At 68.7% G+C, this 13,410-nt stretch carries 12 protein-coding genes and 1 pseudogene; 6 read left to right on the top strand and 7 right to left on the bottom strand.

The features are described 5' to 3' along the window. Positions 1 to 1,121 (bottom strand): type VII secretion protein EccB (eccB, locus tag A9W96_RS03790; RefSeq protein WP_067137989.1); only part of this gene is annotated, 1,121 nt, incomplete at its 3' end. 422 nt (positions 1,122 to 1,543) lie between these two features. Here eccB and malQ point away from each other — a divergent pair. From malQ to A9W96_RS03765, 5 genes are all read left to right on the top strand, one after another. After that, positions 1,544 to 3,700, top strand: a complete 2,157-nt coding sequence (malQ, locus tag A9W96_RS03785; protein ID WP_067137987.1) for a 4-alpha-glucanotransferase — start codon at positions 1,544 to 1,546, stop codon at positions 3,698 to 3,700. 36 nt (positions 3,701 to 3,736) lie between these two features. After that, positions 3,737 to 4,618: an LLM class F420-dependent oxidoreductase gene (locus tag A9W96_RS03780; protein ID WP_067137985.1), complete on the top strand. Its 882-nt coding sequence runs from the start codon at positions 3,737 to 3,739 to the stop codon at positions 4,616 to 4,618. Continuing rightward, complete coding sequence (locus tag A9W96_RS03775; protein ID WP_067137984.1) at positions 4,615 to 5,085, top strand: nuclear transport factor 2 family protein; 471 nt, start codon at positions 4,615 to 4,617, stop codon at positions 5,083 to 5,085. Before A9W96_RS03780 ends, A9W96_RS03775 begins: the two co-directional genes overlap by 4 nt. Positions 5,086 to 5,392: 307 nt before the next feature. Then, entirely contained in the window at positions 5,393 to 7,135 is a 1,743-nt protein-coding gene (locus A9W96_RS03770) for a molybdopterin-dependent oxidoreductase (RefSeq protein ID WP_066861404.1), read from the top strand. 101 nt (positions 7,136 to 7,236) lie between these two features. Next, positions 7,237 to 7,506: a hypothetical protein gene (locus A9W96_RS03765; protein WP_066880709.1), complete on the top strand. Its 270-nt coding sequence runs from the start codon at positions 7,237 to 7,239 to the stop codon at positions 7,504 to 7,506. A gap of 21 nt (positions 7,507 to 7,527) precedes the next feature. Here the strand turns inward: A9W96_RS03765 and A9W96_RS03760 are convergent, their stop codons facing one another. After that, positions 7,528 to 7,956, bottom strand: a complete 429-nt coding sequence (locus A9W96_RS03760) for an SRPBCC family protein (RefSeq protein ID WP_197498191.1) — start codon at positions 7,954 to 7,956, stop codon at positions 7,528 to 7,530. A gap of 106 nt (positions 7,957 to 8,062) precedes the next feature. Beyond that, positions 8,063 to 8,620: a hypothetical protein gene (locus tag A9W96_RS03755; protein WP_066880707.1), complete on the bottom strand. Its 558-nt coding sequence runs from the start codon at positions 8,618 to 8,620 to the stop codon at positions 8,063 to 8,065. 227 nt (positions 8,621 to 8,847) lie between these two features. Here A9W96_RS03755 and A9W96_RS03750 point away from each other — a divergent pair, with 227 nt between their 5' ends. Beyond that, positions 8,848 to 10,680 (top strand): DUF4407 domain-containing protein, encoded by a 1,833-nt coding sequence (locus A9W96_RS03750; RefSeq protein ID WP_067137982.1) that lies wholly within the window; start codon positions 8,848 to 8,850, stop codon positions 10,678 to 10,680. 15 nt (positions 10,681 to 10,695) lie between these two features. On the opposite strand, the gene A9W96_RS03745 is transcribed toward A9W96_RS03750, so the two are convergent. The 4 genes and pseudogenes from A9W96_RS03745 to A9W96_RS03730 form a co-directional block, all read right to left on the bottom strand. Next, the gene (locus A9W96_RS03745; protein ID WP_067137980.1) at positions 10,696 to 11,520 is read right to left on the bottom strand and encodes an SAM-dependent methyltransferase; all 825 of its coding nucleotides are present in this window, start codon (positions 11,518 to 11,520) and stop codon (positions 10,696 to 10,698) included. Between the two features lie 7 nt (positions 11,521 to 11,527). Beyond that, on the bottom strand, positions 11,528 to 12,376 hold the full coding sequence (locus tag A9W96_RS03740) for an AraC family transcriptional regulator (protein ID WP_067137978.1): 849 nt from the start codon (positions 12,374 to 12,376) through the stop codon (positions 11,528 to 11,530). A 273-nt stretch (positions 12,377 to 12,649) separates the two neighbouring features. Beyond that, a complete protein-coding gene (locus A9W96_RS03735; RefSeq protein WP_066861389.1) occupies positions 12,650 to 12,937 on the bottom strand; it encodes an ANTAR domain-containing protein in 288 nt (95 codons plus the stop codon). Positions 12,938 to 13,195: 258 nt separating this feature from the next. Then, positions 13,196 to 13,410 (bottom strand): annotated as a pseudogene (locus tag A9W96_RS03730) (CoA transferase); the annotation flags it as partial.

The following is a 13,410-nucleotide window of genomic DNA, read 5'->3' as shown; positions in this document are numbered from 1 at the left end:
GCCCGGTTCTCACCGGAGGTCTTCTGCCACCACCAGCAGGTCGCCGGGTTCTCCCGGATGTCCATCACGTTCAGCGGCGCGTCCGGGTACGACGACAGGTCGAGCTTGTTGACCACCGGCATCTTCGCCAGCGCGGACGGCTCCACGGTCACCGGTTTGGTGTTGCCCGGTCCGGCGTTCTGCAGGATCTGGGCCACCAGCGGCGGCAGGGTCTGCACGCCGTCGGCCAACACCAACGAATACTGTTGCGGCCCACTGATTTGCGGGGTGACGATCACCGTGCCGATCGGGCCGGGCGCGTTCGGGAACGACGCCCCCGCGCCCGCGTTCTGAATCTGCGGCACGGTCAGTTCCGGCCCGACCGGCAGCGCGTCGTAGAGGGCGCGGCTCATCGGCTTGGCCATGCTGACCTGTTCGGGGGTCAGTCCCAGCGGCAGCAGCACCGACCGGTTGGACCCGTCGATGCGGGAGCGGCGCCCGTCCCGGATCACCCACGCGTCCCCGCTGTAGTTCAACACCACCGCGTCCGAGCCGGTCAGCACCCGCCGGTGGTTGCTCAGATCCGGGTTGCCGTCGATGACGGTCACCGTCACACCGGACGGGGCGCCGGCACCGGTCGAGTTCGCCACGGTGTCGCAGACCAACCACGACGACGCGGCCGGGCTGGTCGGGTGGAAGCTCGACGGCGCGCCCGGGATGCCCACCATCGGGCCGCGCGGCAGGCTGGCGATCTGGTTGGATTTGACCAGGTGCGGGTTGTCCGGCCGACCGGTGATCAGGCGCGCCGAGGCCAGGTTCAGCGCGGGGTACAACTTCTCGCCGACGCGGACGTACAGCGCTCCGGAGTCGCGGTCGGCGATGATCGGTGACTCGTTGATCTGTCCGGCCGGGCTGATGAAGGAGTAGAGCAGCGCGCCCAGGCAGATGACGAGCGCGGCGGAGATCGATGCCACCACGGCCAGGTTCTGCCGCCGTCCCGGCTCGACCTCCATGCGGACGCGCCACCGGGTCAGCGCCATCGCGGTGCGGCGCGCAAGGAACTGGTAGCCGGTCACCTGGGTCCGGGTCGACAACCCCAGGCCGTACCCCGACCCGCGTTGCCCGCGACTCTCTTCCGCCACTTATTCACCATCCGGTCTGCTGAAGCGCCTGGATATCGTCCTTTGACCGATCCAGCGCGAATTACATGACAACGTTAAGGCACCTGCGCGGACCTCGCCACGCGGCGCCGGAGCGCATTCATTTCTACATCTGTTTATGCACCCGAATCCGGCCCCGTCCACCGCTGCGGGCCGCCAGGAGAGGCGGTCCCGACGCGCGCCACTGAACTGGCAGTTTCGTTCCCCCATGGATGAGCCGAGCGGAGCCGGGTGATCTCCTCAAGGCATCGTAATCGCCGCGGGCCCGCTCGTCCTGTCGAGCGCGCGAAGCCATTGCCGGCAGTGGCCTCAAATGAATGGCGGGCGACCGCCCAGCAAAGAATGCGCCAACTCGCCCCGGGTCCGAGTCGCCGCCCGCCGAATCCGGGCAGCAAGATGACGTCATGACTGAACTCGCTCCGTCGCTGATCGAACTCGCCCGCAGATATGGCGTCGCGACCGAGTACGAGGACTGGTCGGGCCGACGGGTGCGGGTGGCCGAGGCGACGTTGAAGGCGGTGCTGGGTGCCCTCGGCGTGGCGGCCGACGACGAGCAGGAGCGCAACGTCGCGCTGACCGCGAAGCTGCGGTCGCACTGGGCGCGCCAACTGCCGCCGACCATCGTGGGGCGTACCGGCGAGCAGATCCGGTTCTGGGCGCATGTCACCCATGGGGATCCCGCCGAGGTGTGGTTGCAGCTCGAAGACGGCACCGTGCGCGGCGGTGTGGCACAGGTCGACAACTTCACCCCGCCGTTCGACCTGGACGGTCGATGGGTGGGTGAGGCCAGCTTCCTGCTGCCCGCCGACCTGCCGCTGGGCTATCACCGGGTGCATCTGCGTTCCGGTGACGCCGAGACCAGCACCGCGCTGATCGTGACGCCGGATTGGCTGGGGTTGCCCGAGCGGCTCGGCGCCCGGCGCGCGTGGGGCCTGGCCGCGCAGCTGTACAGCGTGCGGTCGCGGCAGTCGTGGGGCGTCGGCGACCTGACCGATCTGACCGACCTCGCGGTGTGGTCGGCCTCCCGGCACGGCGCCGACTACCTGCTGGTCAATCCGCTGCACGCCGCGGCCCCGACCAAGCCGATGGAGCCGTCGCCGTATTTGCCGACATCGCGACGCTTCGTCAATCCGATTTATCTTCATGTCGAGGCGATTCCCGAGTTCGCCGGCCTGACCAAGCGCAGCCGGGTCCGGCGGCTGCGCTCCGAGGTCCAGCAGCGCGCCGGCGACGTCGACGCCATCGACCGCGACGCCTCGTGGGCGGCCAAACGGGCGGCGCTGCGGCTACTGCACCAAGAACCGCGGTCGGCGGGTCGCGAGTTGTCCTATGCGGCATACCGCGACCGGGAGGGCCGCGCGCTGGACGACTTCGCCACCTGGTGCGCGCTGGCCGAGAAGCACGGCGACGACTGGCATTCCTGGCCCGAGGCGTTGCAGCACCCGGACGCGTCAGGGGTGGCGGCCTTCGTCCAAAAGCATTCCGACACAATCGATTTCCATCGGTGGTTGCAGTGGCAGCTCGACGAGCAGCTGGCCGCGGCGCAGTCACAGGCGATCCGGGCCGGCATGTCGTTGGGCATCATGCACGACCTGGCCGTCGGGGTGCACCCCAATGGTGCCGACGCCTGGGCGCTGCAGGATGTGTTGGCGCTGGGCGTGACCGCGGGCGCGCCGCCGGACGAGTTCAACCAGCTCGGCCAGGACTGGTCGCAGCCGCCGTGGCGACCGGATCGGTTGGATGAGCACGAGTATCGGCCCTTTCGCGCGCTGATCCGTGCGGTGCTGCGGCACGCCGGCGGGGTGCGCATCGACCACATCATCGGGTTGTTCCGGCTCTGGTGGATCCCGCAGGGCGCCTCGCCCACCGAAGGCACCTACGTGCGGTACGACCACGAAGCGATGATCGGCATCGTCGCCCTGGAGGCGCACCGCGCGGGCGCGGTCGTCGTCGGTGAGGATCTCGGCACGGTCGAGCCGTGGGTGCGCGACTACCTCTTGTTGCGGGGCTTGCTGGGCACCTCGATCCTCTGGTTCGAGTTGGACCGCGACGGGGCCGGTGGCCCGCTGCCGGCCGAGCGCTGGCGCGAGTACTGCCTGTCCTCGGTCACCACGCACGATCTGCCACCGACCGCCGGCTATCTGGCGGGCGACCATGTGCGGCTGCGTGATTCGTTGGGGCTGCTGACCCGCCCCGTCGACGAGGAGCTGGAGGCCGACCGGACGGAGCTGGCGGCGTGGCTGGCCGAGCTGCGCCGGGTCGGGTTGCTCGAGGACGGCGACGACGACCCGGAGCGCGTCGTCGTGGCGCTGTACCGCTATCTGGGCAGGACGCCGTCGCGGCTGCTGGGCGTGGCGCTGACGGACGCCGTCGGTGACCGCCGGACCCAGAATCAGCCCGGCACCACCGACGAATACCCCAACTGGCGGGTGCCGCTGACGGGGCCCGACGGGCGCGCGGTGATGCTCGAGGACGTGTTCACCGACCGCCGGGCCGCCACGCTCGCCGAAGCCGTGCGCGCCGCGATAACGCCCGCCGTGGCCGAAAGCGCGACCCGCTAGTCGACCGGCGAGATGCCTTCGTTAGCTTCGAAAACCATGAAGGTCTCGGTGGTGGCCCCGGTCGCCGACGGTGTCACTGCGGACCCCGACTGGATGGTGGCCTTCGCGCGCCATCTGGAGGCCTGCGGGTTCGAATCGATCGTCGTTGTCGAGCACACCGTCCTGCTCACCCGCTACGACAGCGTCTATCCCTACGACAGTTCGGGACGCGTCGGCCTGGCGGCAGACTGCCCCATCCCGGATCCCCTTGACCTGCTTGCCTTTCTGGCCGGCCACACCAGCAGCCTGGGGCTGGCCACCGGCGTGTTAGTGCTGCCCAATCACCACCCGGTGGTGCTGGCCAAGCGGGCCGCCACCGTCGACGCCCTGTCGGGCGGCCGGCTGCACCTGTGCGTCGGGGTGGGCTGGCTCTCCGAAGAGCTGGCCGCCTGCGGCGTGGAGTTCGACAGCCGGGGCCGGCGGGCCGACGAGCAGCTGGCCGTCCTGCGCGCGTTGTGGGCGCAGCGGCCCGAGGGGGTATCTTTCGCGGGCGAGTTCTTCAACTTCGAGAACGTCATGAGCTACCCGAAACCCGTTGCGGGCGAACGTCTCCCGATTCACATCGGTGGGCACAGCCGAGCGGCCGCGCGCCGCGCCGGACGCCTCGGCGACGGCTTCCAGCCGCTCGGGGTGACCGGTCCGCAACTCGCGTCGTTGCTTGCGCTGATGCGCGACGAGGCGTCGTCGGCGGGCCGCGACCCGGCGGCACTCGAAGTGTCGCTGGGCCATTCGGTCACCAAGGTCGATGCCGAGCGCGCGGCCGCCCTCGCCGACCAGGGGGCCGACCGGCTGGTGCTGGCCATGCCGCCGACCACCGACATCGAGCAGGCCAAGGATCTGTTGTCGGCCTGCGCGCAACGGTTGTCATTGGGCTCATGACGCTTTCCGCCGATCACCGGGCTGCCCTGAGCGATCTAGTGCACCGGTACGCGGCGCACGTCGACGACCGCGAATTCGCCGCCGTGGCAGAACTTTTCACTGTCGACGCCGAGCTGCTGGTGCCGGCACCACCCGCCGATCTGCGGCCGAACAAAACGCATCGCGGCCGGGATGCCATCGGCACGGCGGTCGCGGCCGTCGGGGCGGTCGTGCGCACCCAGCACGCGATCGTCGGTGAGGTATACGACGCGGCCGGGCGACCCGGCACCGCCCGCGGGCGCATCGCGTGCGTCGCGCACCACTGGAACCAGCGCGACGACGAGCTGGTGGACGTGGCATGGCACCTGCGCTACGACGACGAATACGCGTTGATGCAGGCGGGTTGGCGGATCGCCCGCCGGGCGTTGACGGTCAACGCCATCGAGACCCGCCCGGTGCGCCGGCTGCTGCCGCGCGACCCCGCTTAGCGTGTTGGCAGCACATTATGCGCACACTCACAGCAAAACTCATCGGTTCGTATCTGCGGCTCAAAATCGGCATTTTCGTGGGTAGGTGCGGCTAACGCCGTCGAGGCCCGGCCGGATTTTGCGCGCTCGACGCGTGCATCGGAGTTCCGCCGCCCTGATCCGGGCCGCGACCAGAGCCTTCGTTCCCGATTGACTCCAATTAATCCAGGTGCGTTCGTGTAATTTCGGCCGCGTGACCAACACCGTTGATTCCGCGGGGACCGGTGGAGGGCGGGCAGCGCAGGGCGGCTCGGTATCGACCCTGGCAGTGGGCACGCCGCTGACGTCCATCCCGGACTACCGCAACGAGATACACACCGCCGAAGACGTCATCGATGTGGAGCATTACGGTGGCGGCTTCGATCTCACCAGGCGGGCCACCGCCCCCAAACTGCGCGTCGGCCGCGACCGATGGTTCAACCTGCTCTGGTTGATCCCCATCGGCTTTGCCGTGCTGATCGCCGGGATCGCGGTCGGCAAAGGCTTGCACAACATGCCGGCGGTGCAGTCGTTCATCCACCGCTACCCCGGCTCGGACAGCGCCGGCATCCCCCCGGGACTGCCCGCCTGGATCGGCTGGACGCACTTCTTCAACCTCTTCATGATGATGTTCATCATCAGGACGGGGATCCAGATCCTCTGCGACCATCCCCGGCTCTACTTCAGCCGCAACGCCACCCCGGGCAAGGACGAGTGGCTGCGGGTGGGTCCGCCCGTTCCGGACGACGAGCTGTGGACCGCCAACGCCGACACCGTCGCGTTGCCACCGCAATTGGGGCTGCCCGGGTTCCGGCACTCCATCGGCCTGGCCCGCTGGTGGCATCTGGGCGTCGACGTCCTGTGGCTGGTCAACGGGGCCGTCTTCTACGTGCTGCTGTTCGCCACCGGACAATGGCGCCACATCGTGCCGACCAGCTGGGACGTCTTCCCCAACGCGGCGTCGGTGGCCATTCAGTACCTGTCGCTGGACTGGCCCACCGATAACGGCTGGGTCGCCTACAACGGCCTGCAGCTGCTGTCGTACTTCACCACCGTGTTCATCGCCGCCCCGGCCGCGCTGATCACCGGTCTGGGAATGTCGCCCGCGCTCTCCCAGCGGGTCCACTGGCTCAGCAAGCGGCTGAGCATTCAGCACGCGCGGTCCCTGCATTTCGTGGTGCTGGTCTATTTCCTGTTCTTCATCCTGGTGCACGTCACCATGGTTCTGACCACCGAGGCACTGCGAAACCTCAACCACATGTTCGCTTCGCGCGACGACAACAGCTGGGTCGGCTTCGGCATCTTCGCCGCGGCCATGGTGCTGACCGCGATCGCGTGGGTTTGGGCCACTCCCTTCACCATTCGCCACCCGCGCGTGGTGCAGCGGGTCGGCTACGCGCTGGTGGGTCCCTTCCAACGGATGCTCGAGCAGTTGGACCCCAAGCCCGGCGCCTTCACCGAGAAGGACATCTCGCCGCACCACTGGCGTAACGGGCGCCTGCCCGAGACCGTCGAGTACAAGGAACTGGAGCGAGACGACTTCAAGGACTGGCGTCTCAAGGTCTACGGACTGGTCGAGCACCCGATGGAGTTCTCCCTCGAGGACTTGATGGCGCTGCCCTATCACGAGCAGATCAGCCAGCACTTCTGCATTCAGGCGTGGTCGGGCGTCGCCAAATGGGGTGGCGTGCAGATGAAGACGATCATGGACATCGTCAAACCGCTCCCGGAAGCGAAGTGGGCGGTCTTTTATTCGATGGGTCTGGGCGCCACGGGCGGCATCTATTACAACGCCCATCACATCGGCCAGATGGACCACCACATGACGATGCTGGCCTACAACATGAACGACCAGCAGCTGCCCTACATGCACGGCAGGCCGCTGCGGCTGCGCAACGAATTGCAGCACGGCTTCAAGCTGGTGAAGTGGATCAAGGGCATCGAGTTCGTCGCCGACTACCACGACATCGGTAGCGGTTATGGCGGCTACAGCGAAGACCACAAGTACTTCGGCCGCCACCAGACGCTCTAGGCGTATCGCGCGTCACCTCCGCCAAGTCGTTTGTCCCGATAGCCCGTTGGGTAGCTCCAAGAGATCGGGCCGAAACTCCAAGTGACAGCAGAGGAGACGCCATGAGGCACCACCCTGTCGACCATGGTCGGACCGCTGACCCGCACACGGGTGGGTCGCGGCAAACGCCCGGGCTGCTGGTGGTCGCGGCGGCCGCGTTGGCGTTCGTCGCATGTGTGGCCAACTTCGCTCTGGGGCAGGCCGGCGCCGGGGTTGCCGCCGCGATCGTCGCGATGCTCGCCTTCGGCGCCGGTTTGTCGTGGCTTGCCATGGACCGCAGGCGAATTCGCGACGCCGAGCGGCATTGGATGATCAGCCACCCGGCGCGCTAGCGCCGGACCCCGCGGGGGCGGTTATTGCAGGGTAGCCAGGTTGTTGACGGATTTCTGCACGTCGGACCGCAGCACCCGGGCGACCAGTCCCCCGACCGGCCCGCTGAGTAGACCGCCGCCGAGGTCGGCGGTGAGGTGGAACGTCGATCCGGGATGATTGTCGGTGACGGTCATCGCCACCGTGAGGCGGATACCGCCGCGGCCGCGGCCCTGCAGCTCAATCGCTTTCGGCTCGTCGTAGCGGGTGACCTCCCAGTGGATCACGTTGCGGAAACCCTTGACCTTGACACACGACGAGACGCAGGTGCCCTTCTCGATGGTGTCGGGCACCGGCCCGCGCCACCCGGCGAAAATCGTCATCCACTCGTCGAATCGGTCCAGGTCGGACGCCAGCTTCCACGCCGCTTCCGGTTCCACCTGCGACGACACCGACACATCTACGCGAGCCAACGTCTTCCTCCCCTGGCGATCGGCAGCGCCGTCGCCCACCGGCGACCGACGCACAACCCTGACTGGGTACCCCGACGGCCTCGGGCGTATTCGTGGGCTCGGCCGGTCAGGGCCAGGCCTGCTCCAGCTGTTGGGCCACGTCGATGATTTGCGCCGCCTGCGACTGGGGCGCGTCGATCTCGGCGGCGACGTACTGGGCGATGAAACGCCGAATCTCACCGTCCACGCCCGCCAGGATGCGCAGCACCTCGCCGCGGATCGAGTTCGACGAGACATTGACGGTGATGTCGGACGGCCGCGGTTTGGCCACGTCGACGATCAGCAGCAGCGGTTCTGCCGCGCGCGCCGTCGCCCGCAACTGAATGTCTCCGGAAACCACGAAACGCGGCTTGTCGAGCCATAAATCGATCAGCAGATCGATGGACAGCGGGATGTGGATGACGAAGGTGATGGTGTCGCCCAGCCGGCGCGTGACCCGGGGCTCCTGAATCTTGACGTTGGCACTGACCTTGGCGATCCCGCCCGGCCCCTGCGCGATCGGCTCCATGGCGAACTCGCTGCCGGCGATGTCGGCGAACGCCGCGGCGACACGCTCGGGAGTGACGGCGACCTCGAAGAACCTGCGGCCGAACTCCTCGTAGGTGACATAATCGTGATTCGTCATAGGCTTATACCGTCTCATGTCACCTGCCAGAACGGTCGCTGATCTGCTCGCGTCGCAGGAATTCCGCGTCAGGTGCCCCCTCGTTGGACCGGCGGGTGCGAGCGATGCGCGGCCGGCGATCCGCGTCGGTTCCGCGGATCTGTGAAGCGCGCCACAGGCGGGGCGCTTCGATTCGAAGTGTCGGGCGGTGGCCTGCGAGGCTTGATGGTGGAGGTGTTTTCGGTCTTATGCCCCAGGAAGTGATCGAGCAGCCATCGGGCCTGGCCCGGGCGGCGGGGATGCTCATCTGGCTCGGCGGCGGGCACCGGCGCGAGCTGGGCGAGCGTCACGAACGGTCCGCTCACGCGGTCGCCGGCGCCGTCACGCTGTCCGGTGCGATGCTGGCCTGGTTGGTCGCAACGCTCGCGGTCACCGGCTCGACCCCCTGGCCGCTGCCGGCGGTGGTGCCCGCCACCTTGGTCTTCGGTGTGCTGGTCGGCGCCATCGGCCGCGCCACCATCCCGGGCCCCGGCCGGAGTCGCGCTGGTGTTATTGGACGCGTCGCGGTGGCGGCGGCGGTCGGCGTCGTGGTCGGTGAACTCGCGGCGCTCGTTCTGCTGTCCAGCTCGATCGCCCACCGGCTCGACGAACGGGCGTTGCGCCACGCCGAATCGGCCCCGGCCGTGGCGCGGGCAGCGGCGGCCCTGCAGCAGACCAGGGACGCCCGCACGGCACTCGACAACACCGTCGCGGCGGCCCGCGACCGTCAGGACAAGGCCTTGGTCGTCGCCCGCTGCGAATACCACCCCACCCCCGGCTGCCCGCAGACCCGGATCACCGGCGATCCCGGAGCCGGGCCCGAAACACGCACGGCCAACGAGCTTCTCGGCGATGCCCAGCACGAATTGGACACCGCCCTCGCCGCGCGCGACGGCCGGGCGCCGGCGCTGGACGCCACGATCTCGCGACAGGAGCAGGCGCTGCGTGACGCGCGGGACGGTGTCGTGGCGGACGCCGACCGCGGCCTGGGCGCGCGCTGGGTGGCGATGAACGACCTCACCGCGGCCGACGCCGGGGCGATGAGCCTGCGGCTGTTGACGATCGGGGCCTGCGTGTTGCTCTACCTGGCGCCGCTGATCCTGGGGTGCTGGCGTGGCGAGACCACGCACGATCGCCGCACCACCTCGCGGGCCGAGCGCGAACGCGCCGAACTCGACGCGGACACCGCCATCGCGATCAAACGGGCCGAGGTGCGGCGGGAGGCCGAAATCCTGTGGGCCGAGCACCAATTGACACAGGCCCGGCTTGCCGTCGAGGCGCAGACCCAGATCGACCGTGAGCAGCAACGCCGGCGGGTTTCCGAAGCCCTGGATGCTCCGGTGCACGCGCCGTCGCAGCGCGAGTTCGAGCCGGGCGACGACGACGTGTACCTGCCGATCGCCGCCGAAGCCGAGGCGGCCAGCAGGGCCATCACCCGACTGCCCACGCCGGAGCCCGCCGCCGGCTTGGCCGGTCCCGAGACCGACCTTCCGGAGCATCTGCCCGCGCCGGAGCCGTGGGGCGGCGCGGTCGAGCAACACCAAGAACGCCATGCGCCGTTGATCCCGTCGATTCCGGACGCCACCAAGGCCGCCGCCCGCTGGATCCGCCCGCTGGTGCCGCCGTTCGTGGCCAAGGTGATCGACACCACCACCCAGCCGCTACGCACCGCCCGCCAGGTGTTCGAAGGCGTCCTCGAGGAAACCGAAGAGATCACGTTCACCCTCAAGCGCACCCGCAAGGTGGCGATCAGCTCTGAGGCCTCCGACACCCGGCTGTCCGATCACCCCGCCGACACCGAAACACCCTCGGGCCAGGCGGAATTCGTCACCTCATCGCGACACCACCCCGCCGAGCGGGCGCAGCGCCGGGTGTCCGGGCGCGGGTCGGGCGCGTCCCTGCCGGGACGGGCCGCCCCTGACGTCGAGCGCCTGTCCGTCCCGCCCGCGGATCGCGACCGGCGGCGGGCGCTGACGAAGCGAGACGGTCCGCCGGAATTGGGCCCGCCCGACGGTCCGCGTGAGCTGCCGCCGCCCAAATAGCCCGCCGCTGTCGCGCTAGGACTTCGTCGCCTCGACGAAGTAGCCGCGCGGTACGCCGGGCACTTTCAGCGGGACGGCCGGATGATCCCAGCGATTCCACCTCACGCCGGGCTCGGCGACGTCGGTGACCTCCGCCATCCAGCCGTGCCGCTCGATCAGGGTGGCCGGCGCGTCGGTGCCGAACGTCCACGGCGCGCCGCTGCGCCGCATGTACTCGAGGGTGGGCTGCATGAAGTCCGCCTCCAGCAGCGCCGTGCCGACCAGGTCGTAGCAGACACGCGAACCCGGCGCGGACAACGCATCTATTCGGGCGAACAAGACGTCGACGTCGGCGGCGTCGAGGTACTGCAGCAGGCCTTCGACCAGCCACGCGGCCGGGGCGTCCGAGGAAAACCCTTCAGAGATCAGGGCTTTCGGCCAGTCGTCAGCCAGGTCGACGCCCACCGGGACGCGACGGCAGCGGGGACGCTCACCGGCGAGCCGTTGATCCTTGATTCTGATCACCTGCGGCTGGTCGACTTCGTAGACGGTGGTGGCGGGGCGCCACGGCAGCCGGTAAGCACGCGCATCCATGCCCGCCCCGAGGATCACCACCTGCGCAATGCCGTCCGACTCCGCCCTCTGCAATGCCTCGTCCCAGAACCGCGTGCGGATGGCGATCTGCGGCGAGGACGCGCCCGTCTTCGCGGCGGCCCGGGCGAGCAACGCGCGACCTTCCGCGCCGGCCAGGCGGTCGGCGAACGGGTCGGTGAAGAGCCGGTCCGGGCGCTTGGATTCCTCGGCGCGCATCGCAGCGACCAGAAATCCGGTGTCCGCTACGGCTTGTCTGGTTTCCTCCATGTGGTCATCATCTGCGCCCCGAACCGGGCGGTCTTGGATTTTTGCGCCGCTCGAACGGAACGTGGCTCGGCAACAGGATTCGCCGCCGCCGGTAGGACGTTGGCGTCATTCCACTGAACGCGCGAAACTCCCGCACCAGATGGGATTGGTCGAAGTAGCCCAGGTCGGCCGCGATGCGGGCGCCGCCGCCGGCGTCCTCGCCCAGTCGCCTCAGCGCCGCCTGGAATCGGCGAGCACGGGCGAACTCCTTTGGCGCCAAACCCACCTCGGCGCGAAACAGCGCGACGAGCCGCTTGCTCGACAATCCCGTCAGGCGGCGGAGTTCGGCCAACCGCACCGAGGGATCGGCCTCGATGGCCGCCAACGCGGCGCCCAGCCTCGGCTGTCTCGACGAGCCCATCCGCGAGAGCATGAATCGCTCGAGCAGGGCGAACCTGGCCGGGATCGACGGCGCCTCAATCAGGCGCTCGTGCAATTCGCGTCCCGCACCACCCCAGATCTCGTCGACGCCGACGGGCGCGCCGGCCAAGTCACCCAGCGACATGCCCAGAAACGGAAAAGCGCCACCGGGCCGGAAATGGATGGCCATGACGGGCTCGTCGGCCGCGATGTCCGACACATAGGACACGTTCTGCGGTCCGGTGAGGAACGCGGGCGGAACACGCTCTTCGGTCGTGCCGTCCGCGGCATAGAAGTCCAGCCGCTGCCGGGGGCCGACGTCGAAGACGACCGTCACGGCGCCGCGTGGCAGCGCCCGGCTCCGGTAGCTGCTGCCGCGGTGCAGCCAATGCCCGAAGAATTCGATGTGGTCGGCCAGCGGACCGCGCGGACGGTGCAGCCTGGGCCCGGGACCCATCGGCCGCCCACGCTCGATTGCGGACACGACGAGAATTCTCGCACTCGACGCCGGCTCAGCGGAGCAGGGTGATCACGTAGCCCGGATCGGGGTCGGACCGCATCGCGGCACGGCTCATCCGTGGGCGCCGCAACCCCCTCGTCCGCGTCGGCCACTGCAGCCGCAGCCCGAGGGCGCCACCATCCGAACGCGCTTTCGGGCCGATGTTTTTGTGGTTGGAGGCGGCCGGGTTACCCCTCGAAAGCTCGGCCGCCCCAACGTCTTGGTGCGCGCTCAGCAGGTAAGCGCGCGGGATTTGAACAGCGCGCCCCATTCGCGGCGGGCCGCGGACTGGGCGTCGACGAAGCTCGGGGTCTTCTCGCCGTCTCCCGCCAGGTGGACCAATGCCCACGCCATCGCGAATACCGGTACCTTGTGCCGGATTGCCGCGCTGTGCAACTCGTCCAGTGCGGCGTCGGACGGACACCGGCGAAGACCGATGAGGATGCCCCGCGCGGTGTCGAGAATGCGGCCGGAGTTCGGGCCGCACGAAGTTTGGGCGGGAACCCAGTTCGTCGTCATGCTGTTGATACCTCCTGCTGCGCCCTGGTGAAACCGCTACTCGCATAGCGGCAGGAATCCGTGCGCGTCGTCGCGGCCGCAAATCCCCAAAAGGCGCCCTGTGCAATGATTTGCGGATCCGTCGCGTTGTGCCAGTCCACCACTGACATTGATACCCGGCTGTGACCGTTTCGGGATCGGTTGCTCATCGCGAAATTCGCGACCCGTGGTATCGAAACCGGCTGTGAAACAGCATAATTAGCGACCCACCCGGGCCACCTACAGAATCGCCTTGGACTCCTTCGCCTTGGCGATGTCGTCCCAGCCGATGTCGAGCTCCAGCAGAATCTCCTCGGTGTGCTGTCCGTGTTCGGGGGCGCGCGCCGGAGACGGTGGTGTCTCGTTGAATTGCACTGGGGCCGCGACGATTCGGTACTTCTCCCCGTGGTCGTCGACGTTCGTCACCACATAGCCGTTGGGTTCGACCTGCGGGT

Origin of the sequence: Mycobacterium sp. 1245852.3, assembly GCF_001669335.1 — a bacterium.
GTDB classification, from domain to species: Bacteria; Actinomycetota; Actinomycetes; order Mycobacteriales; family Mycobacteriaceae; genus Mycobacterium; species Mycobacterium europaeum_A.
Note: the sequence above shows the minus strand (reverse complement) of the source record. Positions and strands in the feature narration are given on the sequence as shown.

Bases quoted from the DNA above. Each gene is read 5' to 3' on its own strand.
- malQ (WP_067137987.1), top strand. From the start codon at position 1,544: ATGACTGAACTCGCTCCGTCGCTGATCGAACTCGCCCGCAGATATGGC.
- A9W96_RS03780 (WP_067137985.1), top strand. From the start codon at position 3,737: ATGAAGGTCTCGGTGGTGGCCCCGGTCGCCGACGGTGTCACTGCGGAC.
- A9W96_RS03775 (WP_067137984.1), top strand. From the start codon at position 4,615: ATGACGCTTTCCGCCGATCACCGGGCTGCCCTGAGCGATCTAGTGCAC.
- A9W96_RS03765 (WP_066880709.1), top strand. From the start codon at position 7,237: ATGAGGCACCACCCTGTCGACCATGGTCGGACCGCTGACCCGCACACG.
- A9W96_RS03755 (WP_066880707.1), bottom strand. From the start codon at position 8,620: ATGACGAATCACGATTATGTCACCTACGAGGAGTTCGGCCGCAGGTTC.
- A9W96_RS03750 (WP_067137982.1), top strand. From the start codon at position 8,848: ATGCCCCAGGAAGTGATCGAGCAGCCATCGGGCCTGGCCCGGGCGGCG.
- A9W96_RS03745 (WP_067137980.1), bottom strand. From the start codon at position 11,520: ATGGAGGAAACCAGACAAGCCGTAGCGGACACCGGATTTCTGGTCGCT.
- A9W96_RS03740 (WP_067137978.1), bottom strand. From the start codon at position 12,376: ATGGGTCCCGGGCCCAGGCTGCACCGTCCGCGCGGTCCGCTGGCCGAC.
- A9W96_RS03735 (WP_066861389.1), bottom strand. From the start codon at position 12,937: ATGACGACGAACTGGGTTCCCGCCCAAACTTCGTGCGGCCCGAACTCC.